Source organism: Nocardioides sp. LML1-1-1.1, from assembly GCF_040676175.1.
Taxonomy (GTDB): Bacteria; Actinomycetota; Actinomycetes; order Propionibacteriales; family Nocardioidaceae; genus Nocardioides.
Genome location: NZ_JBEGHK010000001.1, coordinates 671134 through 694932, shown reverse-complemented (window position 1 = coordinate 694932; position 23799 = coordinate 671134). Strand labels below are relative to the sequence as shown.

Here is a 23799-nt window from a genome sequence, read left to right as displayed (position 1 = left end):
TGCTGCCGCCGCAGGTGACCCGAGACGCCTGCGGCGGCATCTTTCTTTTTGCGGCCTGACCCTCAGAAGCCGCCCTTGAAGCTCAGCGCCACCCGGTAGTCGGTGTTCATGTAGCTGACCAGCGACTGCAGGTCCTTGTCCGGCACCGTGGCGTTCGTCGTGCCGATGGTCACGGCGATGACGTTGCCGTAGGTGCTCTTGTGCCACTTGCCCTGCTTGAAGTCGGCGAACAGCGAGCCGTCGCGCAGGTCGAAGTCCTTGTCCTCCAGGCTCGCCGCAGCGGCCTTGGCGTGCGGCTGGGTGTCGAAGACGAGGAACAGGTGGACCACGCGGGCCTTGCCGCCGAGGGCGCTGAAGTTCCACTGCACGGCGTAGTCGCAGCGCTGCTGGGTGAGCGCCGAGGAGGCCTCCACCTGGCTGCAGCTGTCGTAGTCCCAGGAGCCGCGCAGCTTCGCGTGCTGCTCGACGTCGCCGAGCTTGAAGTTCCAGTCGCCGGGGAAGTCGGCGGCCTTGACGTCGGTGTGGATGTCGTCGCCGGTGTCGTCGGTGGGGGAGTACGGCGTGATCGGGCCGGTCGGGCTCGTCGGCGGCGCCGGCACGCCCTCGCTCGTCGCCTCGGTCGGGCGCTCGGTCGGGCTCTCCGACGGGCTCGACGTCGCGGACGTGGTCTGCGAGGTCGGGTCGTCGCCGGCCTTCTCGTCGCCGTCGTCGCCGTTCGCCAGCAGGATCGCGGTCGTCGCGATGCCGCCGGCCAGCAGCACCAGCACGGCCACCAGGCCCACGACCAGGCCGACGTTGCGCTTCGGCCGAGCGCCGTACGGCGGGCCCGGAGGCCCCGGCGGCGGGCCCCAGCCGGGCGGCGGCGGCCCGGTGGGCGGACCCGGGGGCGGACCCTGGGGCGGGCCCCAGCCGGGGGGATCTGGGGGAGGTGGCTGGGGAGGGTGGCTCATGCGCGGGTCCCTACCCCGTCGTACCGGCGGCCAACCCTGGGCGTCATTCGATCGATCCAATCATCGGGCCGCCTCGCGCGGGCGCGATCTCGGCTGGTGGCGCCGATGTGCGTCAGCGCGCGAGCGGTGTCATGGTGGCTTCCACGCGGACGACGGTGTCCCCGGATCTGGTGATTCGAACCCCGGTATTTGCCGGGTGGGCTGTGGGGTAGCGTGCCCACACCTTGACAAGGACCGAAAGGCTGGCGAAGAGCATGGTTGATGTGGAGCGGGCGCTCGACGAAGCGGGGCTGACCAACCCCCACGTTCGTGAGTACGTCGCACACTGGGCCAACATCACGGGAGCAGAGCGCGTCGAGGTCGTGTCCGCGGCCGACGACGCGCGTCTCGTCCAGGAGTCGCTGGACGCGGGTGAGCTGCTCCCTGCCGGCGAGGGCCTCTACTACTCGCGCTCCTACTACAAGGACACCGCGCGGGCCGAGGAGCGCACCATCGTCGCGACCAGCGACGAGAACGACAAGGGCATCTACAACAACTGGAAGCCCGCCGCGGAGATGAAGCCGAAGCTCATCGAGCTGATGACCGGCGCCTCCGCGGGCAAGACGATGTACGTCATCCCCTACCTCATGTCGCCCAAGGGCTCGCCGGTGGAGAAGTTCGCCGCGGGTGTGGAGCTGACCGACAACCGCAACGTCGTGCTGCAGATGATCCGCATGGCGCGCGTGGGCGTGGAGTACATCAACGACCTCGGCGACTCCTTCGTCAAGGCCGTCCACGTGACCGGCGACCTGGAGAACCTCGGCCAGGGCACGCCCGACGACAAGCGCTACTTCGTGACCGTCGCCGACGAGCGCACGATCCTGCACTTCGGCTCGTCGTACGGCGGCAACGCGCTGCTCGGCAAGATCGCCCACGGCCTGCGCCAGGGTGCCTACGACGGCTGGAAGAACGGCTTCCTCGTGGAGCAGTTCATGCTGCTCGGCATCACCGACAAGCAGACCGGCACGAAGTACAACATCTGCGGTGGCTTCCCGTCGGCCTCGGGCAAGACCAACCTCGCGATGACGCTCGCCCCCGACGCCCTCGGCGACCGCTACTACGTCGAGTTCTACGGCGACGACATCGCGTGGATCTGGGTCGGCGACGACGGCAAGCTCTACGGGATGAACCCGGAGAACGGCGTCTTCGGCGTGGCCAAGGACACCAACGAGAAGACCAACCCGACCGCGATCGACTCGATCGTCCCCGGCACCGGCGCGATCTTCACCAACGTCGCCTACAACCCCAAGACCCAGGAGGTCTGGTGGGAGGGCAAGGGCGACAAGCCGACCGACCTCGACGGCTGGGAGGACTGGAAGGGCGACATCATCGCCGACCGGGCCCCCGAGCACGCCGACGACCCGTGGGCGCACCCGAACAGCCGCTTCACCACCACCCTGGCCAACGTCCCGAACGTCGCCAAGGACTTCGAGGACCCGAAGGGTGTCGAGATCCACGGCATCATCTTCGGTGGCCGCACCCGTGACCGCGAGCCGCTGATCCGCGCGATCAACGACGTCGCCGAGGGTGTCTACGACGGCCTGACGCTCGGCGCCGAGGCGACCGCCGCGGCCGACGGCCTCGAGGGCGTGCTCCGCTACGACCCGATGTCGATGCGCCCGTTCATGTCCTACTCCGAGGCCGACTACGCCGCGCACTGGCTCGAGGTCATCGGCCGGGCGACGACGAAGCCGATCTTCGCCCACGTCAACTGGTTCCAGCGCGGCGAGGACGGCCGCTTCCTGTGGCCCGGCTACCGCGAGAACCTGCGCCCGCTGAACTGGCTGATGCAGTACCTCAACGGTGAGGTCGAGGGCGTGCAGACGCCCGTCGGCGTGCTGCCGAAGCGCGAGGAGCTCAACCTCGAGGGTCTCGACGAGCAGGCGCTCGCCGACCTCGACACGCTCCTCAGCATCGACGTCGCGCGCTGGCAGGAGGAGATGGGCCACCGCGAGAAGCACCTCGCGCAGTTCGACGGCCTGCCCGAGGAGATCTGGGAGGCGCACCGCCGCGTCGCCCAGGCGCTCGAGGGCTGAGCCTCAGCGGCTCCGTCTCACCAGCTCTTCGCAGCACCCCGGCTCCTCGGAGCCGGGGTGCTGTGCTTGTCGAGCAGGACGACGAGGGCCCGGTCCGGGTCGATGCCCGTCGGCTCGGTCGCCCGGCGGCTGGTGAGGGCGGCGAGGCCGTGCACGCCCGACCACAGCGCCAGCACCTCCTCGGGCGCGGGGGTGCGCCGGGTCGTGCGGGCCAGGGCGGCGCCGAGGTCGGCGAACCAGCGCCCGGTGATCTCGCGCAGGTTTCCCCCCGCGCCCTCCAGCAGGTCGTGGCGCGCGATCAGCGCGAAGAGCTCGGGCCGTCGGCGCGCGAAGTCCAGGTAGGCCGCGGCCGCCGCCCGCAGGTCGTCGGCCGCCAGCGCCGGCGCGACCCGCTCGTCCAGCTCCTCCAGGGCGCGGCGGGCGATCGCGGCCAGCAGGGCGTCGTACGTCGGGAAGTGGCGGCGCGGCGCGCCGTGCGAGACGCCGGCGGCGCTCGCGATGGAGCGCAGGGAGATGCCGGCGAGGCCGTGCTCCTCCAGCAGCTCGGTCCCCACGGTCACCAGCCGGTCGCGCGCGCTCATGTGGACAGTGTCTACCTTCTCGGGGCAGACTGGAAGTAGACAGTGTCTACGCAGGAGGTCCGGCATGTGGTTCTGGTGGCTCAAGCACGTCCTGCTCGGGCCGGCCGTGCGCTGGTGGACCCGTCCGCGGGTGAGCGGGCTGGAGCACCTCCCGGCCACCGGGCCGGTCGTCGTCGCGGCCAACCACCGGGCCGAGGTCGACTCGCTCGTGCTCTGCCTGGTGCTGCCGCGCCCGCCGCGCTTCGTCGCCAAGGCGGAGTACTTCGCCGGTCACGGCCTGCGCGGGCGGGTCGAGCGCTGGCTGTGCACCGTGACCGGGCAGATCCCCGTCGACCGGCGCGGCGGGGACGCGGCCGGCGCCGCGCTGCGGGCCGCGACCGGGGTGCTGCGCGAGGGCGGGGTGTGGGCGATCTACCCCGAGGGCACCCGCTCGCCCGACGGCCGGCTCTACCGCGGGCACACCGGCGTGGTCCGGGTCGCCCGCTCGGTGCCCGGTGCGACCGTGCTGCCGGTGGGGCTGTCCGGCGCCGAGGCCGTCAGCCGGTGGCGGCGGGGGCGGGTGCGGGTCGTGGTCGGCGCGCCGGTCGACGTACGGGCGGGGGAGGTGCGGGAGGCGACCGACCGGCTGATGGTGGCGATCGGCGGGCTGACCGGCCAGCGGCCGCTCGCGCACTACCCGGTCCGGCGGGCGGCATGATGGCCCCATGCGCGCCGTCGTCTGCCACCAGGCCGAGCTCACCGTCGAGGACCTGCCCGACCTGACGCCCGAGCGGGGGCAGGTCCTGGTCGAGGTCGAGCGCTGCGGCATCTGCGGCTCCGACCTGCACGCCCGCACGCACTGCGACGAGACCGCCGCCGACGTCGCCGAGCTCGGCTACGACCACTTCATGCGCTCCACCGACCACGTCGTGATGGGTCACGAGTTCGTCGGCACCGTCCTCGACCACGGCCCCGGCGCCTCGCGCAAGGCCTTCCCCGTCGGCAGCCGGGTCGTCTCGCTGCCGGTGCTGCGCTCCGGTGACTCCGTGCACCTGACCGGGCTGAGCGAGCAGGCCTCCGGCGGGTACGCCGAGCAGGTGCTCGTCACCGCCTCCATGACCATGCGCGTGCCCGACGAGCTCGACGCCGACGCCGCCGCGCTGACCGAGCCGATGGCGGTCGCCCTGCACGCCGTACGACGGGGTCAGGTCGGGGCCAAGGACGTCGCCGTCGTCATCGGCTGCGGCCCGATCGGCCTCGCCGTGATCGCGATGCTCAAGGCGACCGGGGTGCGTCACGTGATCGCCAGCGACTTCTCGCCCGGCCGCCGGGTGCTCGCCGAGCAGATGGGCGCCGACGTCGTCGTCGACCCCGCCACCGACTCGCCCTGGGCGTCCTTCGCGGAGTCCAAGCGCTACCTGACCGAGGCGATCGCCCTGGCCGAGCTGGGCCTCGACGCGATGGACAAGCTGCGCGCCGTACCGATGCTGCCGTGGGCGCACGTCATGCGGGCCGCCGAGAAGGTCGGCGCCACCCCGCGCGGGCCGGTCGTCTTCGAGTGCGTCGGCGTCCCCGGCATGATCGAGCACGTCGTCGCCAACGCGCCGTTGCTCACCCGGGTGGTCGTCGTCGGCGTCTGCATGGGCCAGGACTCGTTCCGCCCGTCGATGGCGATCAACAAGGAGATCGACCTGCGCTTCGCCTTCGCCTACGACCCCAGCGAGTTCCACCAGACGCTGCAGTGGATCGCCTCCGGCAAGGTCGACGTCCGGCCGCTGATCACCGGCACGGTGGGGCTCGACGGCGTGGCCGGAGCCTTCGCGGACCTGGCGGACCCGGAGCGGCACGCGAAGATCCTGGTCGACCCCACCCGTTGACTTGGGGTTTCCCACCCACGACTTGGGGTTTCCCACCCGCGACTTGGGGTTTCCCACCCGCGACTTGGGGTTTCCCACCCACGACTTGGGGTTTCCCACCCACGACTTGGGAGTTCGCGATGGGTGGGAACCCCCAACTGACGGGTGGGAACTACCAACTGGCGGGTGGGAACCCCCACGTCAACGAGCGGCGATCGCCCGGCCCGCGGCCCGTCCGGAGAAGATGCAGCCACCGAGGAAGGTGCCCTCGAGCGCGTTGTAGCCGTGCACGCCGCCGCCACCGAAGCCGGCGACCTCGCCCGCGGCGTACAGCCCCGGGAACGCCGAGCCGTCGGGGCGCACGACCTGGCTGTCGAGGTTGGTCTCGATGCCGCCGAGGGTCTTGCGGGACAAGATGTTGAGGCGGACGGCGATGAGCGGGCCGTGCGCGGGGTCGAGGATCCGGTGCGGCTTGGCGACCCGCATGATCTTGCCGGTGCGGTCCTTGCGCCCGTTGTGGATCGCCATGACCTGCGCGTCCTTGGTGTAGGCGTTGGCGACCTGCCGGTCACGGTCCTCGATCTGCTGGCGCAGCAGCGCCGCGTCCAGGACCCGGCCGCCGCGGGCGATCTTGTTCATGCCGGCGACGAGCTCCTCGAAGGAGGTGGCGACGACGAAGTCCTCGCCGTGCTCCTTGAACGCCTCGACCGGGCTGGTGGCGCCCTTGCCGAGCCGCTCCTTGAGCATCATCCGGATGTCCTTGTCGGTCCAGTCCGGGTTCTGCTCGGAGCCGGAGAGGGCGAATTCCTTCTCGATGATCGACTGGGTGAGGACGAACCACGAGTAGTCGGCGCCGGTGGCGAGGATCTGCTTCATCGAGCCGATCGAGTCGGCGCCCGGCACGCCCGACATGCCCCGCAGCCGGTGGCCGTCGGCGTCGAACCACATCGACGACGGGCCGGGCAGGATCCGGATCGCGTGGTCCGGCCAGACCGGGTCCCAGTTGTGGATGCCCTCGACGTAGGCCCACATCCGGTCCTTGTTGACGAGGTTCGCCCCCGCCGACTCGGTGATGGCGAGCATGCGTCCGTCGACGTGCGCCGGTACGCCGGCGATCATGTGCTCCGGCGCCGGGCCGACCCGGTCGGTGGGCCAGTTGGCGCGCATCAGCTCGAAGTTGTGGCCGATGCCGCCGGAGGTCACCACGACGGCGGGGGCGCGGAGGTCGAAGGTGCCGACCACCTCCCGCGAGGACTTCTCGCCGCGCGGCAGGTCGGAGGGCGCGAGGACCGAGCCGCGGACCCCGACGCACACGCCGTCCTCGACGAGGAGCTCGTCGACCTGGTGCCGGAAGGCGAAGCGCACCAGGCCGGTGGCCTCCGCGGCCTCGACCGGCTCGCGGAAGACCCGGACGACCTCGGGACCGGTGCCCCAGGTCAGGTGGAAGCGCGGGACGGAGTTGCCGTGGCCGCTGGCGGAGCCGTCGCCGCGCTCGGCCCAGCCGACGAACGTGAGCGACTTCAGGCCGAGCCCGCGCAGGTAGTCCCGCTTCTCGGTGGCCGCGAAGTCGACGTACGCCCGCGCCCACCGGCTGCCCCAGTGGTCCTCGCCGCGGTCCGGGCCCTCGTCGTCGGGGTCGCCGATCCGGTCGAACGCCGCGGAGCCCTGCCAGTCCTGCCAGGCGAGCTCGGGGGAGTCCTTGATGCCCATCCGGCGCTGCTCGGGGGAGTCGACGAAGAAGAGCCCGCCGAGCGACCAGTGGGCCTGCCCGCCGAGGTTGGCGCGGTTCTCCTGGTCGAGGACCAGCACGCGCTTGCCTGCGCGGGTCGCCTCGTAGGTCGCGACGAGCCCGGCCAGGCCGGCTCCCACGACGATCGCGTCCGGCACGAAGCCGGCGTCCACTGCGTCCACGGTCACTCCCTCGCTCACGCGGGCAGCCTGCCACACCGCGCCAGCGGCAGCGCGTGGCGCCCACCACAGTTCCTTGCCACTGGCAAGGAACCGGTCCTACGTTCCTCGGGTGAGTGGGACGAGCGACGGCAAGGTCGCGGGCTACGCCCGGTTCGCCGTACGACGAGCGGGCTGGGTGGTCGGCGCCTGGCTGCTGTTCACCGTCGTGATGAACGTGGCCGTCCCACAGCTCGAGGTGATCGCCGGCCAGGACTCCTCGCCGATGGTCCCCGAGGACGCGCCGTCCACGCAGACCGTGCGGGCGATGGACGAGGCCTTCGGCAACGGCGGGAGCGAGAGCTTCGTCGTCGTCGCGATGGAGCGCACGGCCGGGCTCACCACGGCGGACCGGCGCTACGCCGAGTCGCTGGTCGGTGAGCTGCAGCGCGACAAGGACGACGTCGTCTTCGTCCAGGACATCCGCAAGCCCGAGCTGCGCACGGCCCTGACGAGCAAGGACGGCCAGGCGCGCTACCTCCTCGTCGGGATCACCGGCGCGACCGGCGCGCCGGCCTCGATGCGCCAGGTCACCGCGGTCCGCGAGCTGGTCCGCGAGCACGCGCCGGAGGGCCTGACGGTCCAGGTCACCGGGCCGACGGCGACGGTGGTCGACCTGACGACCGAGACCGAGCACAGCGTCGTCCGGATCACCGTCGTCACGATCGGCCTGATCGCCCTCATCCTGTTCCTGATCTACCGCGCGGTGGCCGTCCCGCTCATCGTGCTGGGCGTCGTGGGGCTGGGCCTCGGCGTGGGCCGCGCGGTGGTCGCCTGGTGCGGCCTGCAGGACCTGTTCGCGGTCTCCACCTTCAGCGGCTCGTTCCTGACCGCGATCGTGCTCGGCGCCGGCACGGACTACGCCGTCTTCCTGGTCGCCCGCTACCACGAGCAGCGCCGCCTCGGCGTCGAGCCGACCCGGGCCGCGGCCCTCGCGGCGACCCGGGTGGGCGGGGTGATCGCGGGCTCGGCGGTCACCGTCGTGCTGGCGACGCTGTGCATGGTGGTCGCGGACCTCGGCATCTTCAACACCACCGGCCCGGCGATCGCGGTGAGCATCGCGGTCAACCTGGTGCTCAGCCTGACCCTCACCCCCGCGCTGCTCGCCCTCGCCGGCCGCCGCGGCTGGGCGGAGCCGCGGGAGTCCAAGGCCGCCGGCGCCTGGCAGCGGGTCGCGAACCTCGTCGCCACCCACCCGGTGCGGATGCTGACGGCCTCGCTGGTCCCGCTCGCCCTGCTGGCGGCGCTCTTCCCCCTCGCCGACCTGTCGTACGACGTACGCGACCCGCTGCCGGAGGACGCGGAGAGCAACCAGGGCTTCGCCCTGCTCGCGCGGCACTTCCCGGTCAACGAGGTGCTGCCCGACTACGTGCTGATCCAGGCCGACCACGACCTGCGCAACACCAAGGACCTCGCGCTCATCGAGCGGGCCGCGGCGGCGACCGCCCAGCACGACGGCGTCGCGCTGGTGCGCACCATCACCCGCCCGACCGGCAAGCCGATCACCCAGGCGTCCCTGGCCTACCAGTCCGGCGCGGTCGGTGACCGCCTCGACGAGGCGAAGCAGAAGGTCGCCCAGGGCGCGGGCGGCGCGGACCGACTGGCCGACGGAGCGGACCGGCTCGACGACGGCGCCACGGCGCTCGCCGGCGGTGCCGACCAGGCGGTGGTGGGGGCGCGGAAGATCGCGACCGCCAGCAGCCGCCTGTCCCGCGGCATGGACCAGCTCCTCACCGGTGCTGACGCCGCGATCTCCGGCACCGGCGACCTCCGCACGGGCGCGAGCTCGCTCGCCGACGGGCTGACGACCGCCGCCGACCAGGTCCAGCTCGCCGTCGACTCCCTCGGCCTCGTGCACGACGCGCTGACCACCAAGAGCCTGACCTGCGGCCTCGACCCGGCGTGCCGCCAGGCCCGGGCCGGGATCAAGAAGATCTGGGAGGCCGAGCGGGACCAGCTCCTGCCCGGCCTGCGCACGGCCGCCAGTGGCGCGCGCACGCTCGCGACCGGGACCGACGACCTGCGCACCGGGCTGACCCGGCTGCGCGCCGGGCTCGCCCAGGCACGCACCGGCTCCCAGCAGCTCAGCACCGGCCAGCGCACCTTCGCGCGCAAGCTGGACCAGCTCTCCACCGGCGCCGACCGGCTCGCGGACGGCACCGGGCAGCTGCGCGGTGGCACCGAGGAGGTCGCCGCGTCGCTGCCGCAGCTCGAGGACGGGCTCGCCTCCGCCGTACGGCACCTGCGGACGACGCGTCGCGAGGCGAGCACCCCGGCCGGCGGCGGGTTCTACCTGCCGCCGACGGCGCTGACGAACCAGTCCTTCGCCACCGCCAGCAAGCTCTTCGTCTCCGCCGACGGCCGGACCGCGCGGATCGCGGTGCTCGGCAGCACCGACGCCTTCGGGCCCGAGGCGTCGACGCGCTCGCACGAGGTCCGCGACCTGGTCGCCACGTCGTTCAACGACACCCGGCTCGCCGACGCGAAGGTCTCGGTGACCGGCATGGCCGCGACCAACAAGGACCTGCGCGGCTACTCGGTCTCCGACCTCGAGGTGATCGGCGCCTGCGCCCTGCTCGCGGTCTTCCTGGTGCTGCTCCTGCTGCTGCGCAGCCTGGTGGCGGCGTTCGCGCTCATGGCCACCGTCGTGCTGTCGTACGGCGCCGCGATCGGCCTCTCCGTCCTGGTCTGGCAGTACGGGCTCGGCATCCAGCTCGACTGGACGGTCGCGGCGATCGCGCTGGTGATCCTGGTGGCGGTGGGCGCGGACTACAACCTGCTGCTCACCAAGCGCATGCACGAGGAGGCGCCTGATGGCTCCGCGTCCGGGATCGCCCGCGCGACCGCGGCGACCGGCGGGGTGATCACCTCGGCCGGGGTGATCTTCGCGGTCAGCATGCTGGCGCTGATGGCCGGCCGGGTGACCACGATCGGCCAGGTGGGCTTCACGATCGCGGTCGGCCTGCTGCTGGACACCTTCGTGGTCCGCTCGCTCCTGGTGCCCGCGCTCGCGACCCTGCTCGGCCCGCGGCTGTGGTGGCCGCAGAAGCCGCAGGCGGCTGCGGCAGAATCGGGGGCATGACCCGGTCCACCGCCGACCTGCGCGTGCGCCTGCTCCGTGCCGCCGAGCAGGAGATCGGGTCCGCCGGCCCGGCCAAGGCCAGCCTGCGCGCGATCGCCCGGCGGGTCGGCGTCTCGCACCAGGCGACGGCCCACCACTTCGAGGACCGGGCCGGGCTCTTCACCGCACTGGCCGTCGAGGGCTTCGAGCTGCTGTTGGAGGAGATCGCCGCGGCGATCGACGCGGTGCCCGACGACGCGGACGCCGGGGCGCGGGTCGTGGCCTCCGGGGCGGCGTACGTCGAGTTCGCGCTGGGCCACCCGGTGATGTTCGACGTGATGTTCCGGCCCGAGCTGCTGCACGCCGACCACCCGCGGCTGCGCGAGGCCCGCGGGATGCACCTGGAGCTCATGGTCGGCACGGTCGCGGCCGCGCAGGAGGCCGGCTGGGGCACGGCCGTGCCCACCGAGGAGCTGGCCGTCGTCGGCTGGGCCTCGGTGCACGGGCTCGCCGTGCTGCACCGCGACGCCCAGCTCGCCGACGTGCTGCCGGAGGTCGACGCGGCCCAGCTGCTGCGCCAGGTGGCGCGGGCCCTCGACGCCCTGGCCTGAGCGCGCTTGTAACTACGTGTTCGTGTATCCACCAGGGTGGTAGACCACCCGGGTAGAGGCCACAACACCCGGGTAGATGGCGCCGGTCAGTCCCGCGGGACCGCCAGCCGGGTCGGCTGCGTGCGTCCCCGCAGCGTGGTCTCGCCGTGCGCGACCCACGCCTCGGCCTCGGGCGCCTGGGCCGCCTCGACGCTGTCCCAGGAGGCGAGCACGCAGCCGGGCACGTCCTTGGCGAGGTCGGTGAGGCGGGCGGCGGAGTTCACCGCGTCGCCGATGACGGTGTACTCGTAGCGCTGCCGGTGCCCGACGTTGCCCGCCACCACCTGCCCGGTGGCGACGCCGATCCCGGCGCCCACCTCGGGCACCTCGACCGCCAGCCGCGCGGCCATCGCCCGGGCCGCGGACAGCGCCGCGCTCGCGTGGTCGTCGAGCTCGACGGGCGCGCCGAAGATCGCGAGCACCGCGTCGCCGATGAACTTGTTGACCAGCCCGTGGTGGCGGTCGACCTCGTCGACGACCACCCCGAAGAAGCGGTTGAGCACGGCGACCACCTCGGCCGCCCCGTGCTCGGTGGCGTACGTCGTCGAGCCCACCAGGTCCACGAAGAGCACCGAGCACACCCGGGTCTCCCCGCCCAGCTCGATCTCGCCCGCGCCCAGCGCGGCGGCGGCCGCCGCCACCTCCTGGCCGACGTGGCGGCCGAACAGGTCGCGGATCTGCTCGCGCTCGCGCAGCCCGCTGACCATGGCGTTGAAGCCGCTCTGCAGCTGGCCGAGCTCGGTGCCGTCGTAGACGACGACGTCGGTGTCGAGGTTGCCGTTCTCGACCGCGCGCATGGCGTCGCGCACCGAGATGATCGGTGCCACCACGGAGCGGGCGTTGAGATCGGTGAGCAGGAAGCCGAAGACCAGGACCACCCCACAGACCACGATGGTCACCACGGCGAGCTGGGTGAGGGTGGCGTCGTTGCGGGGCGTCAGCGCGAGGATCGCGGCGACCAGCAGCCCGACGATCGGGGCGCCGGTGCCCAGGGACCAGAAGATCGCCTGCCGCGGCCCCACGCCGATCCCGCGCAGCCGACCGGTGACCCGGACGTCGCTCAGCGCGCGGGCCGCGACCGGGCGCAGCGCGAACTCGGTGAGCAGGTAGGCGATCCCCGCCACCACGACGGTGGTGATCCCGATCGTCAGCCCGGTGCCGAGGGTCCGGCTCGGCTGGAGGATCACCGTCAGCACGGTGAACAGGATCGTGCCGGTGGTCCACAGCGCGAGCTGCACGGAGGTGAGCACCATCGGCACCCGGAGCCCGCGCTCGCGCTGGGAGCGGTCGGGGTCGATCGTGGGGTCGGTCGCCCAGCGCAGCGCGCCCAGCGAGCTGGTCGTTCCCCAGACCGTGCCGACGACGACCGCGACGGCGACGTAGACCGGCACCGCGATCGCGAGCGCCAGGATCATCCCGTGCGTGGGCGGCGGCGAGGGGATCACCCAGACGTTGATCGCGAAGACCAGGACCACGCCGATCACGTTGGTGCTGAGCAGCAGGACGGTCAGCAGCACCTGGATCCGGACCCGCAGCCCGCGCGGCGACTGGTCGCGCGGCCCGAGCAGCCGGGAGCCGAAGGGGCTCCGGCGGCTGGCACCCCTCCTGCGCGGCATGGGCGAAGCGTAGTGCCCCCGTTGTCCGGACCTGATTGGATCGGCACATGACCGGTTCCTTCCCGGCCGCGGAGATCACCGAGGCCTACGCCGCCTTCCACGAGCAGGTGGCCGGCATCGTCGCGTCCGGCGACTGGACCGGGTACGCCGAGCTGTTCACCCCCGACGCGGTGTACGTCGAGCACGCGATGGGCACGTTCACCGGTCGTGAGGAGATCCGTGACTGGGCGGTGCGCACGATGACGTCGTACCCGGGCCGGGTGATGACCGGCTTCCCGATCAGCTGGCAGGTGGTCGACGCCGAGCAGGGCCGGCTGGTCTGCGAGGTGCTCAACCCGATGCCCGACCCGGGCGACGGGACGATGCTGGTCGAGCCCAACATCACGATCATGACGTACGCCGGCGACGGGCTCTTCTCCCGCGAGGAGGACGTCTACAACCCGCTGCGCTTCCACGCGATGGCGCAGCGGTGGGCCCGGATCGCGGCCGAGCACGGCAACGCCGACGACGACGTGCTGGCCTGGCTGGAGAAGTGGGGAGGCGGACGATGACCGGCACGGCGAAGCGGGTCCTGCTGGAGATCCTCGGGTGGCTGCTGCTGCTCGCGGGGATCGCGGCCCTGGTGCTGCCCGGACCGGGGCTGCTGCTCATGGCGGCCGGCCTGGGGGTGCTCTCGCAGCAGTACACCTGGGCGGAGCGGCTGCTCGACCCGGTGCTGCTGCGTGCCCTGCGCGCGGCGGCCGACGGCGTCGAGACCTGGCCGCGGATCATCGGTTCGACGCTCGGTGCGCTGGCGCTGGGTGGCTTCGGCGCGCTGTGGATCATCCGGCCCGACGTCCCGTCGTGGTGGCCGGTCGCCGACAGGTGGTGGCTGGTGGGCGGGCCGTGGACCGGTGTCACCCTGGTCCTGTCGAGCCTGATCGCGCTCGGCCTGATCGTCTACTCCTACCGCCGCTTCCACGGCAAGCCCGAGGCGCGTGCCGCGCTGGAGGGCGAGATCAGCGAGGCCGACGACCGCAAGCACCACCTGGAGGGGATCGACGAGTGAGTGACGTGGACGACCCGCGCTCCATGAAGGAGCGCATGCTCGCCGGTGACTGGTACGTCGCCGACGACGCCGAGCTGGAGGAGGCCTACTTCCGCGCGGTGGACCTCACCACGGCCTACAACGCGACGACCGCGCGCGAGAAGGACCGCCGCAGCGAGCTGCTGCGGGAGCTGCTCGGCGCGGTCGGCGAGGACACCGCGATCCGGCCGCCGCTGCAGGTGGACTACGGCACGCAGATCCGGGTCGGCGCGCGCACCTTCGCCAACTTCGGCCTGGTCGCGCTCGACGTGGCCGAGATCGTGATCGGCGACGACGTGCAGATCGGCCCGAACGTCCAGCTGCTCACCCCGATCCACCCGCTGGAGTCGGGGCCGCGCCGCGACAAGTGGGAGGCGGCGAAGCCGATCACCATCGGTGACAACGTGTGGCTCGGCGGCGGCGTCATCGTCTGCCCGGGGGTCACCATCGGCGCGGACACCGTCGTCGGCGCCGGTGCGGTCGTCACCAAGGACCTGCCGGCGGGGGTGCTCGCGCTCGGCAACCCGGCTCGTGTGGTGCGCGACCTTGACTGACCTGACGCAGGTCGGCCTGCTGGCGGCGCTGCAGGCTCGGCGCGAGGCGGGCAGCCGGCCGGGCGAGCGCACCGACGGGCTGCGGATCGCGCTGGCCGTCGAGGGCGGCGGCAACCGGTCGGCGTACTCCGCGGGGATGGCGCTCGCGCTCGACGAGGCCGGCCTGACCGACGCCTTCGACGACGTCTACGGCACCTCCGGCGGGGCGCTCAACGCGGCCTGGCTGCTCAGCGGCGAGGCCCAGCGCTGGATGCGCAGCTGGGCCTGGCCGGAGGTCGCGGCGGCCAAGATCACCGACGTGCGGCGGATGCTGCGCGGTGGGCCGCTGGTGGACCTGCGGCGGCTGGTGCACCACGTCTACGAGTCGATCACGCCGATGGACTTCGCCGCGATCCTCGCCAACCCGATCGGGTTCCACCCGATGGCGACGGACTCCCGCACGGGTGAGGCGGCCGACCTGGCGCCGTACGTCACCGACCGGCTCAGCCTGCAGACGGCGCTGCGGGCCAGTGCCTGCATGCCGCTGCTCGCCGGGCGCCCGGTGCGCGTCGGCGGCCGGACCTACGTCGACGGCGGGCTCTCCGAGGGCGTGCCCTACCGGACCGCGCTGGCCCAGGGCGCCACCCACGTGCTGGTGCTGCGCACCCGCCGCTCGGACCAGTCGGCCGAGCCGCCGTCGCGGCTGGAGCGGATCGTGCTGGCGCCGTACTTCCTGCGGCACGGGCGGGCTGCCGGGGCCGCGCACGTGCGCCGCCACCAGAGCTACACCGCGGACGACGTCCACCTCGCCGAGGCGAGCGCCGCCGAGGTGGCGCTGCTGCTGGAGGTGCGCCCGCCGCTCGGCGCGCCCGACGTGTCCCGGCTGAGCAGCGACCTGGACGGCATCGCCGCGGCGATCGAGCTGGGCCGCGCGACGATGGCCGGGCTGCTGCCCTGACCTCTGTCGGACGGCGGGGTCGGACCCCACCACTAACCTCGGGTCCGTCATGACGCTCCACCTCCATCGTGCTCCGCGCACCGACCTGCTCGCCGACGAGCTCGGTGCGCTGCTGGCGCGCCCGACGGGCGACCCGTTCGCGAGCGAGGTCGTCGTGGTGCCGGCGCGGGGCGTCGAGCGGTGGCTGACCCAGCGCCTCTCCCACCGGCTCGGCACCGGTCCGCGCGGCGGCGACGGGGTCTGCGCGGGGGTCGACTTCCTGCACCCGGCGTCGCTGGTGGGCCTGCTGCTGGGGCGCGAGGCCGACGACCCGTGGCACCCCGACCGCCTGGTGTGGCCGCTGCTGGCCACCATCGACGACAGCCTGGGCGAGGCGTGGTGCGCGACCCTGGCGACCCACCTCGGGCACGGGCTCGACGGCGAGGAGGGCGAGCTGCGCCGGAGCCGGCGGTGGTCGGTGGCGCGGCGGCTGGCCGAGCTCTTCGCGTCGTACGCCGTCCAGCGGCCGGCGCTCGTCACCGACTGGCGCGAGGGCCGCGACACCGACGGCCGCGGTGGTGCGCTGGCGCCGGACCTGGCCTGGGAGGCCGAGCTGTGGCGGCGGCTGCTCGACCGGGTCGACGCGGAGCCACCGGACGTGCGGCACACCCGGGTCTGCGCCACGCTGCGTGCGGGGGAGGTCGAGGGCCTCGACCTGCCCGACCGGTTGTCCCTGTTCGGGCACACCCGGCTGCCGCAGACCGAGATCGACCTGCTGGTCGCGCTGGCCGCGCACCGCGAGGTGCACCTGTGGCTGGCGCAGCCGTCGGCGGCGCTGTGGGACGCGGTGCTCGCCGCGGGGGCCGCGGTGCTCCCGCGCGCGGAGGCGGCCTCGGCCGACCTGGCGCACCACCCGCTGCTCGCCTCACTGGGCCGTGACTCCCGCGAGCTGGCGACCGTGCTCGGTGCCCGGGTGGCCGCCGGCGAGGCACTCGACGCCGGCTCCGCGCCGGAGCCCACGGCCCCCGACACCCTGCTCGGCTGGCTGCAGGGCGACCTCCGCGCCAACGCCGCGCCGGACGCCGCGACCCGGGCCGCCCGGGTGCTCGCCGACGACGACCGGAGCGTCCAGGTGCACGCCTGCCACGGACCGGCCCGTCAGGTCGACGTGCTGCGCGAGGTGCTCGTCGGCCTGCTCGAGGACGACCCCACCCTGGAGCCGCGCGACATCGTGGTGATGTGCCCGGACATCGAGACCTACGCCCCGCTCGTCTCCGCCGGCTTCGGGCTCGGTGAGCTGATCACCGACGCCGGCAGCGACGACGGCCTCCATCCCGCCCACCGGCTGCGGGTCCGGCTGGCCGACCGCGCGGCGAGCAGCACCAACCCGCTGCTGTCGGTCGCGGTCGCGCTCGTCGAGCTGGCCGGCGGCCGGGCCACCGCCTCGCAGGTGATCGACCTGCTGTCGCGGGCGGTGTGCCGCCGCCGGTTCGGGTTCGGCGACGACGACCTGGCGCGGATCACCCGGTGGGTGGCCGAGGCCGGCGTCCGGTGGGGGATCGACGGCACCCAGCGCGCGGCCTACGCGATGGACCAGTTCGAGCACAACACCTGGCGCGCCGGCCTCGACCGGCTGCTGCTCGGCGTCGCGATGAGCGGCGACGAGCACCGCAACCTGGGCCGGGGCCTGCCCGTCGACGACGTCGCGAGTGGCGAGATCGAGCTGGTCGGCCGGCTCGCCGAGGCCCTGGAGCGGCTCGGCGCCTGCCTCACGGAGCTCGACCGGGCGCAGGCCGCGGACGCCTGGTTCGACGCGGTGGCGACCGGGGTGCGTGACCTGTGCGAGGTCGAGGACGACGACGCCTGGCAGCTGCCGCAGCTCGAGCGCGAGCTGGCCCGGGCCCGGGCGAGTGCCGAGCAGAGCGCCCCGGGCGTGCCGCTGCGGCTGGCCGACGTCCGCGCCCTGCTGCAGGCCCGGCTCGCCGGCCGGCCCACCCGCGGCAACTTCCGCACCGGCATGCTCACCGTCAGCACGATGGTGCCGATGCGCTCGGTGCCGCACCGCGTGGTCTGCCTGATCGGTCTCGACGACGGCGTCTTCCCGCGGGGCAGCGGTGTCGACGGCGACGACGTGCTCGGCCGCGACCCGCTCGTCGGCGAGCGCGACCGGCGCGGCGAGGACCGGCAGCTGCTGCTCGACGCGGTCCTCGCGGCGGGGGAGCGGCTGGTGATCACCTACACCGGGGCCACCGAGCACACGGGCGCGGTGCGGCCGCCCGCCGTACCGCTGGGAGAGCTGGTGGACGCCCTCGACCGCACCGCCGCGGCGCCGGTTCGCGACGCGGTGGTCGTCCGCCACCCGCTGCAGTCCTACGACGCCCGCAACCACCTGCCCGGTGCCCTCGGCGGCACCCGCCCGTTCTCCTTCGACCAGGCCTCCCTCGCCGGCGCGCGGGCGAGCCTGCGCGAGCGCACGCCGACCCCGCCCTTCCTCGACGGCGCGCTGCCTCCCGTGCCGTCCGGCGACGTGACCCTGGCCGAGCTGCGGCAGATGCTGCTCCACCCCGCGCGCACCTTCCTGCGCCGGCTGGAGGTCTCCACCGCCTTCGAGCCCGACCAGGTCGCCGACGCCATCCCGGTGGCGCTCGACGGCCTGGCGGTCTGGCAGATCGGCGACCGGCTGCTGCAGGAGGTGCTCGCCTCCGACGACCCCGGCGCGACCGCGCAGGCGGTGATGACCGCCGAGCAGCTCCGGGGCTCGCTGCCGCCGTTCGACCTCGGCCGGCACGAGCTGACCAAGGTGGTGCAGGAGTGCCAGGAGCTGTTCGCCCGCAGCGCGCCGGTGCGCACCGGCACGCCGCGCACCGTCGACGTGGACGTCGACCTGGGCGACGGGCGCCGGCTCACCGGCACCGTGCCGCGGGTGCACGGCAACCAGGTGGTCTCGCTGTCCTACTCCCGGCTCAAGCCCAAGCAGCGGCTGACCTCCTGGCTCGACGTGCTGGCGCTCAGCGCGGCCCGTCCCGACGAGAGCTGGACCGGGCACGCCGTCGCCCGCGCCAAGGCCGGCCCGCAGCGAGCGCTCGCCGGTCCGCTCGACCACCGCGCGCTGGAGTGGCTGCGCGGGCTCGTCGACCTCCACGACGCCGGGCTGACCCGGCCGCTGCCGATGCCGCTCGACACGGCGTACGCCTGGGCCGACGCGCACGCCAAGGAGCTGCGCGGCATGGACGTCGACCCGCGCGAGGCCGCGGCGCGGGCGTGGACGACCGACCCCTACAACGAGTGGGGCATCACCGGCGAGGACGACGACGCCTCCCACCGGCGGATCTGGGGCCCGGACGCGCCGGTCGAGGTGCTCCTCGACGCAGGCCTGCCCGACCTGGCCTGGCGGCTGTGGGAGCCGCTGCTGGCGGGCGCGGAGAAGGTGGCGACGCTGTGAGCCCCTTCGACATCCGCGGACCGCTGCCGACCGGCACCACCCTGCTGGAGGCCAGCGCCGGCACCGGCAAGACCTGGACGATCGGCGCCCTGGTGACCCGCTACGTCGCCGAGGAGGACGTCGCGCTGGAGCAGCTCCTCGTCGTCACCTTCGGCCGCGCGGCCAGCCAGGAGCTGCGCGAGCAGGTGCGCCACCAGCTCGTCGAGGCCGAGCGCGCGCTCTCCGAGGAGCCCGCGCCCGACGTCACACCCACCGACCTGATCCGGCTGCTGCTCGACTGCGACGACGCCGAGCGGCGGCTCCGGCACCGCCGGGTGGTGCAGGCGCTCGCCGACTTCGACGCGGCGACCATCGCGACGATCCACCAGTTCTGCTCACTGGTGCTCGACTCGCTCGGCGTCGCCGGTGACACCGACGCCCGCGCCGAGCTGCGCGACAACCTCGACGACGTGCTGGTCGAGGTCGTCGACGACCTCTACCTCCGCGCCTTCGCCCAGGGCGCCGACGGCCCGGCGTTCTCGCACGGCGAGGCGCTGGCCATCGCCCGCGACGTCGTCCGCGACCCGCAGGCCCGCTTGGAGCCGGCCGGCCAGCCGCGCACCGACCCGGCCGGGCGCCGGGTGGCCTTCGCGGCCGCGGTCCGCGCCGAGCTCGACCGGCGCAAGCGTCGCCTCGGCGTGCTGTCCTACGACGACCTGCTCAGCCAGCTCGCCGACGCGCTCGCCCCCGCCGACTCCCCGGCCCGGGTGCGGATGCGCGAGCGCTGGCGGATCGTGCTCGTCGACGAGTTCCAGGACACCGACCCCGTGCAGTGGCAGGTCTTCGACCGGGCGTTCACCGGCCACGCGACGATGGTGCTGATCGGTGACCCGAAGCAGGCGATCTACGCCTTCCGCGGGGGCGACGTCACGACATACCTCACGGCTGCGGGGACGGCCACCACCCAGCAGACCCTCGACGTCAACCGACGCAGCGACGCGGGCCTGCTCGCCCGTTTCCAGGCGCTGCTGGGCGGCGCCGAGCTGGGGGACCCGCAGATCGTCGTGCACGAGGTGAGCGCCCACCACCAGGAGCCCCGGCTCGCGGGGGTGCCGAACGCCGAGCCGTTCCGGGTGCGGGTGGTGCGCCGCGAGTCCTTCGGCAAGCGCGGCTCTGCCACGCTGCCGATGCCGAAGGTGCGCCCCTGGATCGCCCGCGACCTCGCCCACGACATCCGCGCCCTGGTCACCTCGCCGACGGCGACCTTCGACGGCCGGCCGCTGCGGCCCAGTGACGTCGCGGTGATCTGCTACCGCCACTCCGACCTCGCCGCGGCCCAGGCCGCGCTGCGCGAGGTCGGCGTCCCCGCCGTGATCGCCGGGGGCGGCAGCGTGTTCGCGACCCCGGCGGCCGGCGAGTGGCTGGCGCTGCTGGAGGCGCTGGAGCAGCCGCACCGCACGCTGCGGGTCCGGGCGGCGGCGCTCACCTGCTTCCTCGGCCACGACGCCGCGGGGCTCGACGCGGGCGGCGACGAGCTCACCGACGAGCTCGGCGACCGGATCCGTGCGTGGTCCGAGGCGCTGGCCCGCCGCGGGGTCGCGGCCGTCGTCGAGGCGGCGGTCTCCGGCGGCCTGCCCGAGCGGCTGCTGGGCCGGGTCGGCGGCGAGCGCACGTTGACCGACCTGCGCCACATCGGCGAGGTGCTGCACGAGGTCGCCCAGCGCGAGCAGATGGGCGCGGTCGCCCTGCTCGCCTGGCTGCGCGAGCAGGTCGTCGAGGCACGCGAGGGCCGCGGGGCCGAGCGGACCCGGCGCCTCGACTCCGACGCGGCCGCGGTGCAGCTGGTGACGATCCACGCGAGCAAGGGCCTGCAGTATCCCGTCGTCTACGTCCCCGCGCTCGCCGACCGCCACGTCGGCAAGCCGAAGCGGCCGCTCTTCCACGACGCCACCGGGCAGCGCTGCCTCGACGTCGGCGGCTCCGGCCCCGACTGGGGTGACCACTGCCGCCGGTGGGCCGACGAGGAGGCGGGCGAGTGGCTCCGGCTGCTCTACGTCGCGCTCACCCGCGCGCAGAGCCAGGTCGTCGCGTGGTGGGCGCCCACCCGCAACGCCGAGGCGTCGCCCTTCCACCGGCTGCTGATGCGGCGCGCCGCCGAGGACGGCGGGCTGAGCGGCGAGGTCCCGCCGGCCCCGCCGGTGCCCGACGAGGACGCAGCCACCGCGCTCTTCGCCACCTGGCGCGACCGGGGCGGCCCCCAGCCCGAGGTGGCCGTGCCGGCCGACGACACCGGTGGCTTCCCGCGCGAGGACGAGCCGGCGCTGGGTGCCCGCGAGTTCACCCGCACGGTCGACGTGGAGTGGCGGCGCACGTCGTACTCCGCGCTGAGCAACGTCGACCTCGCCACCGCCCAGGCGCTGCCCGGCGTCGCGAGCGAGCCCGAGGTCGTCGTCAAGGACGACGAGGACGTCGAGCTGGAGGTGAGGCCCGCCGGGCCCGGCGCGGGTGTCCCCTCGCCGATGGCGGAGCTGCCGGTCGGGGCGACCTTCGGCTCGCTGGTCCACGCGGTGCTGGAGCATGCCGACCCCGGTGCTCCCGACCTGCGCGCCGAGCTGCTCGCCCACGTCGACGAGCAGCTCGGCTGGTGGCCGGTCGAGCTCGACCGGGAGGTGCTGGCCGATGCGCTCGTCGCCGTCCTCGACTCCCCGCTCGGCCCGTTGATGGACGACGTCACGCTGCGCCGGATCGGCACGCGCGACCGGCTGTGCGAGCTCGACTTCGAGCTGCCGCTGGCGCGCGGTGACGACTGGTCGGCCGCCGACGACACCGTGCTGCTGGGCGACGTCGCGACCCTGCTCCGCCGCCACCTGCCCGAGGGCGACCCCGTGCGCGGGTACGCCGAGACCCTCGACAACCCGCTGCTCGGCGGCCAGGTGCTGCGCGGCTACCTCACCGGGTCGGTCGACGTCGTGCTGCGTGTGCCCGGCGCGGACCAGCCCCGCTACGTCGTGGTCGACTACAAGACCAACTGGTTGGGCCCGGCCGAGGAGCCGCTGACGGCGGCGTCGTACGACAAGGCGGCGCTGGACGAGGCCATGGGCCACTCGGACTACCCGCTCCAGGCCCTGCTCTACGCCGTCGTGCTGCACCGTTTCCTGCGCTGGCGCCAACCCGGCTACGACCCGGCGGTGCACCTCGGCGGGGTGGCCTACCTCTACCTGCGCGGCATGTGCGGACCGGACACCCCGGTGGTCGACGGCGCTCCGGCGGGCGTGTTCTCGTGGGAGCCTCCGGCGGCGCTGGTGACCGAGCTGTCCGACCTGCTGGACGGGGCGAAGCCGTGATCGACCGCTTCGAGGCGACCTCCCCGCACGACCCCCGCGTCGCGCGGGGCGCGAGCGGACTGCTCGCCGACTTCAACGCGGCGGGACTGGTGGACGCCGCCGACGTCCGGGTGGCCGAGCGGGTGGCCGCGCTGGCCGGCGAGGACGACGACCGGGTCCGGCTGGCGGTGGCGCTCGCCGTCCGCTCGGTCCGCGGCGGCTCGGTCGGGCTCGACCTGGAGGCGCTGCCCGACCTGGGCGACCTCGCCCTGGCCTGGCCCGAGGCCGCCGGCTGGTCCGCCGCGATCGACGCCTCGCCGCTGGTCGCGGCGGGCGCGGTGCGGCGCGAGCTCGGGCTGGTCTACCTCGACCGCTACCACCGGCTGGAGCGCCAGGTCGCCGACGACCTGCGGGCCCGGATCGCGCTGGGCGCGCCCGCGGTCGACGAGGGGGTGCTCGCCGCGACCCTCGACCGGGTCCGGGACACCCACCTGAGCCCCGAGCAGGAGGCGGCCGTCGCCCACGCCGCCCGCCACCGCACGACCGTGCTCACCGGCGGCCCCGGCACCGGCAAGACCACCACGGTCGCGCGGCTGGTGCTCGCGCTGGCCGACCAGTTCGCCGCCGAGCACCCGCGGCGGATGTCGATCGCCCTGGCCGCGCCGACCGGCAAGGCGGCGACCCGGCTGCGGGAGGCGGTGGAGCGCGAGCTGACCGGGCTCGACGCGCTCGGCGACGGGCCGGGCCGGCTCGCCGTTCCTGAGTCGATGACCCTGCACCGTCTGCTCGGCTGGCGTCCCGACAACACCACCCGCTTCGCGCACGACCGGTCCAACCGGCTCAAGCACGACCTGATCGTCGTCGACGAGGCGTCGATGGTGGACCTGACGATGATGGCCCGGCTGCTCGACGCGGTCCGCCCCGAGACCCGGCTGGTGCTCGTCGGTGACCCGCGCCAGCTCACCTCGGTGGGCGCGGGCGCGGTGCTCTCGGACCTGGTCGTGGGCTTCGCGGGGCACGCCGACTCCCCGGTCGTCGCGCTCACCGAGAACCACCGCTCCACCGAGGAGATCAAGGCGCTCGCCGCCGCGCTGCGCGAGGACGGGCCGGACGCGGCCGAGGGCGTGCTCGCGGCGCTGCGGGCCGGCACCGGCGAGGTCGAGTACGTCGAGACCGACGACCCCGTGACCGCGCTGCGGGATCGCTGCACCGCCGCCGCGCTCGCCGTCCGGACGGCCGCCGTGGGGGCGGGACCCGAGGCGGCGCTCGCCGCGCTCGACCGGTTCCGCCTGCTCTGCGCGCACCGCGAGGGTCCCTACGGCGTCCGCGCGTGGAACCGCCACGCCGAGCAGTGGCTGGCCGCCGAGCTCGGCACCTCGCTCGGCTCCGCCTGGTACGCCGGGCGGCCGCTCCTGGTCACCACCAACGACTACGCCCTCGACGTCTACAACGGCGAGACCGGCGTGGTGGTCCCCGACGCCGCCGGCCGGCCCCGCGCGTGGATCGCCGGGGCGGAGAGCCCGCGCGCGTTCGCCCCCGCCCGGCTGGGCGCGATCGAGACCATGCACGCGATGACCATCCACAAGAGCCAGGGCAGCCAGGCCCGCGAGGTGGTGGTGCTGCTGCCCGACGCGGACTCGCGGCTGCTGACGCGCGAGCTCTTCTACACCGCGGTCACCCGGGCCGAGGAGAGGGTGGTCGTGGTGGGCTCGGAGGCCGCCGTACGGGCGGCGGTGGGGACGACCGCGCAGCGCGCGACCGGTCTACGCCAGCGCCTCGCCGGCGCCTGAGACCAACCGGTGGG

The 23799-nt window shown here is 74.0% G+C and carries 16 protein-coding genes; 12 read left to right on the top strand and 4 right to left on the bottom strand.

The features are described 5' to 3' along the window. Window positions 1-62: 62 nt before the first annotated feature. Window positions 63-950: a hypothetical protein gene (locus MRBLML1_RS03405; protein ID WP_364511387.1), complete on the bottom strand. Its 888-nt coding sequence runs from the start codon at window positions 948-950 to the stop codon at window positions 63-65. 254 nt (window positions 951-1204) lie between these two features. Between MRBLML1_RS03405 and MRBLML1_RS03400 the strand changes: the two genes are divergently transcribed. Then, window positions 1205-3025 (top strand): phosphoenolpyruvate carboxykinase (GTP), encoded by a 1821-nt coding sequence (locus MRBLML1_RS03400; protein WP_364511384.1) that lies wholly within the window; start codon window positions 1205-1207, stop codon window positions 3023-3025. Between the two features lie 17 nt (window positions 3026-3042). Here MRBLML1_RS03400 and MRBLML1_RS03395 read toward each other — a convergent pair whose 3' ends face one another. Beyond that, window positions 3043-3606, bottom strand: coding sequence for a TetR/AcrR family transcriptional regulator (locus tag MRBLML1_RS03395; RefSeq protein ID WP_364511382.1), 564 nt, complete (start codon window positions 3604-3606; stop codon window positions 3043-3045). A 64-nt stretch (window positions 3607-3670) separates the two neighbouring features. Here MRBLML1_RS03395 and MRBLML1_RS03390 point away from each other — a divergent pair, with 64 nt between their 5' ends. Next, the gene (locus MRBLML1_RS03390; RefSeq protein WP_364511379.1) at window positions 3671-4303 is read left to right on the top strand and encodes a lysophospholipid acyltransferase family protein; all 633 of its coding nucleotides are present in this window, start codon (window positions 3671-3673) and stop codon (window positions 4301-4303) included. A 7-nt stretch (window positions 4304-4310) separates the two neighbouring features. Beyond that, window positions 4311-5462, top strand: coding sequence for a zinc-binding dehydrogenase (locus MRBLML1_RS03385; protein WP_364511376.1), 1152 nt, complete (start codon window positions 4311-4313; stop codon window positions 5460-5462). A 180-nt stretch (window positions 5463-5642) separates the two neighbouring features. On the opposite strand, the gene MRBLML1_RS03380 is transcribed toward MRBLML1_RS03385, so the two are convergent. After that, window positions 5643-7370 (bottom strand): FAD-binding dehydrogenase, encoded by a 1728-nt coding sequence (locus tag MRBLML1_RS03380; protein WP_364511373.1) that lies wholly within the window; start codon window positions 7368-7370, stop codon window positions 5643-5645. 91 nt (window positions 7371-7461) lie between these two features. Here MRBLML1_RS03380 and MRBLML1_RS03375 point away from each other — a divergent pair, with 91 nt between their 5' ends. Together MRBLML1_RS03375 and MRBLML1_RS03370 are read left to right on the top strand one after the other, a co-directional pair. Then, window positions 7462-10470, top strand: coding sequence for an MMPL family transporter (locus tag MRBLML1_RS03375; protein WP_364511371.1), 3009 nt, complete (start codon window positions 7462-7464; stop codon window positions 10468-10470). Continuing rightward, window positions 10467-11060, top strand: a complete 594-nt coding sequence (locus tag MRBLML1_RS03370) for a TetR/AcrR family transcriptional regulator (RefSeq protein WP_364511368.1) — start codon at window positions 10467-10469, stop codon at window positions 11058-11060. The genes MRBLML1_RS03375 and MRBLML1_RS03370 overlap by 4 nt, the downstream gene beginning before the upstream one ends. 86 nt (window positions 11061-11146) lie before the next feature. Here the strand turns inward: MRBLML1_RS03370 and MRBLML1_RS03365 are convergent, their stop codons facing one another. Continuing rightward, on the bottom strand, window positions 11147-12715 hold the full coding sequence (locus MRBLML1_RS03365; protein WP_364511365.1) for an adenylate/guanylate cyclase domain-containing protein: 1569 nt from the start codon (window positions 12713-12715) through the stop codon (window positions 11147-11149). 47 nt (window positions 12716-12762) lie between these two features. Here MRBLML1_RS03365 and MRBLML1_RS03360 point away from each other — a divergent pair, with 47 nt between their 5' ends. The 7 genes from MRBLML1_RS03360 to recD are packed head-to-tail and all read left to right on the top strand — an operon-like array spanning window position 12763 to window position 23785. Continuing rightward, on the top strand, window positions 12763-13266 hold the full coding sequence (locus MRBLML1_RS03360; RefSeq protein ID WP_364511363.1) for a nuclear transport factor 2 family protein: 504 nt from the start codon (window positions 12763-12765) through the stop codon (window positions 13264-13266). Next, window positions 13263-13763 (top strand): PGPGW domain-containing protein, encoded by a 501-nt coding sequence (locus MRBLML1_RS03355; RefSeq protein ID WP_364511360.1) that lies wholly within the window; start codon window positions 13263-13265, stop codon window positions 13761-13763. Before MRBLML1_RS03360 ends, MRBLML1_RS03355 begins: the two co-directional genes overlap by 4 nt. Then, window positions 13760-14335 (top strand): sugar O-acetyltransferase, encoded by a 576-nt coding sequence (locus MRBLML1_RS03350; protein ID WP_364511357.1) that lies wholly within the window; start codon window positions 13760-13762, stop codon window positions 14333-14335. The genes MRBLML1_RS03355 and MRBLML1_RS03350 overlap by 4 nt, the downstream gene beginning before the upstream one ends. Next, the gene (locus MRBLML1_RS03345; protein WP_364511354.1) at window positions 14328-15272 is read left to right on the top strand and encodes a patatin-like phospholipase family protein; all 945 of its coding nucleotides are present in this window, start codon (window positions 14328-14330) and stop codon (window positions 15270-15272) included. Before MRBLML1_RS03350 ends, MRBLML1_RS03345 begins: the two co-directional genes overlap by 8 nt. Window positions 15273-15321: 49 nt before the next feature. After that, a complete protein-coding gene (recC, locus tag MRBLML1_RS03340; protein ID WP_364511352.1) occupies window positions 15322-18693 on the top strand; it encodes an exodeoxyribonuclease V subunit gamma in 3372 nt (1123 codons plus the stop codon). Continuing rightward, on the top strand, window positions 18690-22016 hold the full coding sequence (locus MRBLML1_RS03335; RefSeq protein WP_364511349.1) for a UvrD-helicase domain-containing protein: 3327 nt from the start codon (window positions 18690-18692) through the stop codon (window positions 22014-22016). Before recC ends, MRBLML1_RS03335 begins: the two co-directional genes overlap by 4 nt. Next, the gene (gene recD, locus MRBLML1_RS03330) at window positions 22013-23785 is read left to right on the top strand and encodes an exodeoxyribonuclease V subunit alpha (protein WP_364511346.1); all 1773 of its coding nucleotides are present in this window, start codon (window positions 22013-22015) and stop codon (window positions 23783-23785) included. Before MRBLML1_RS03335 ends, recD begins: the two co-directional genes overlap by 4 nt. Window positions 23786-23799 lie beyond the last annotated feature (14 nt).

What these genes read in the sequence shown, in the direction of transcription:
- MRBLML1_RS03370 (WP_364511368.1), top strand. Translation starts at nt 10,467, where the DNA reads ATGACCCGGTCCACCGCCGACCTGCGCGTGCGCCTGCTCCGTGCCGCC.
- MRBLML1_RS03400 (WP_364511384.1), top strand. Translation starts at nt 1,205, where the DNA reads ATGGTTGATGTGGAGCGGGCGCTCGACGAAGCGGGGCTGACCAACCCC.
- MRBLML1_RS03385 (WP_364511376.1), top strand. Translation starts at nt 4,311, where the DNA reads ATGCGCGCCGTCGTCTGCCACCAGGCCGAGCTCACCGTCGAGGACCTG.
- MRBLML1_RS03365 (WP_364511365.1), bottom strand. Translation starts at nt 12,715, where the DNA reads ATGCCGCGCAGGAGGGGTGCCAGCCGCCGGAGCCCCTTCGGCTCCCGG.
- MRBLML1_RS03390 (WP_364511379.1), top strand. Translation starts at nt 3,671, where the DNA reads ATGTGGTTCTGGTGGCTCAAGCACGTCCTGCTCGGGCCGGCCGTGCGC.
- MRBLML1_RS03360 (WP_364511363.1), top strand. Translation starts at nt 12,763, where the DNA reads ATGACCGGTTCCTTCCCGGCCGCGGAGATCACCGAGGCCTACGCCGCC.
- recC (WP_364511352.1), top strand. Translation starts at nt 15,322, where the DNA reads ATGACGCTCCACCTCCATCGTGCTCCGCGCACCGACCTGCTCGCCGAC.
- MRBLML1_RS03355 (WP_364511360.1), top strand. Translation starts at nt 13,263, where the DNA reads ATGACCGGCACGGCGAAGCGGGTCCTGCTGGAGATCCTCGGGTGGCTG.
- MRBLML1_RS03405 (WP_364511387.1), bottom strand. Translation starts at nt 950, where the DNA reads ATGAGCCACCCTCCCCAGCCACCTCCCCCAGATCCCCCCGGCTGGGGC.
- MRBLML1_RS03395 (WP_364511382.1), bottom strand. Translation starts at nt 3,606, where the DNA reads ATGAGCGCGCGCGACCGGCTGGTGACCGTGGGGACCGAGCTGCTGGAG.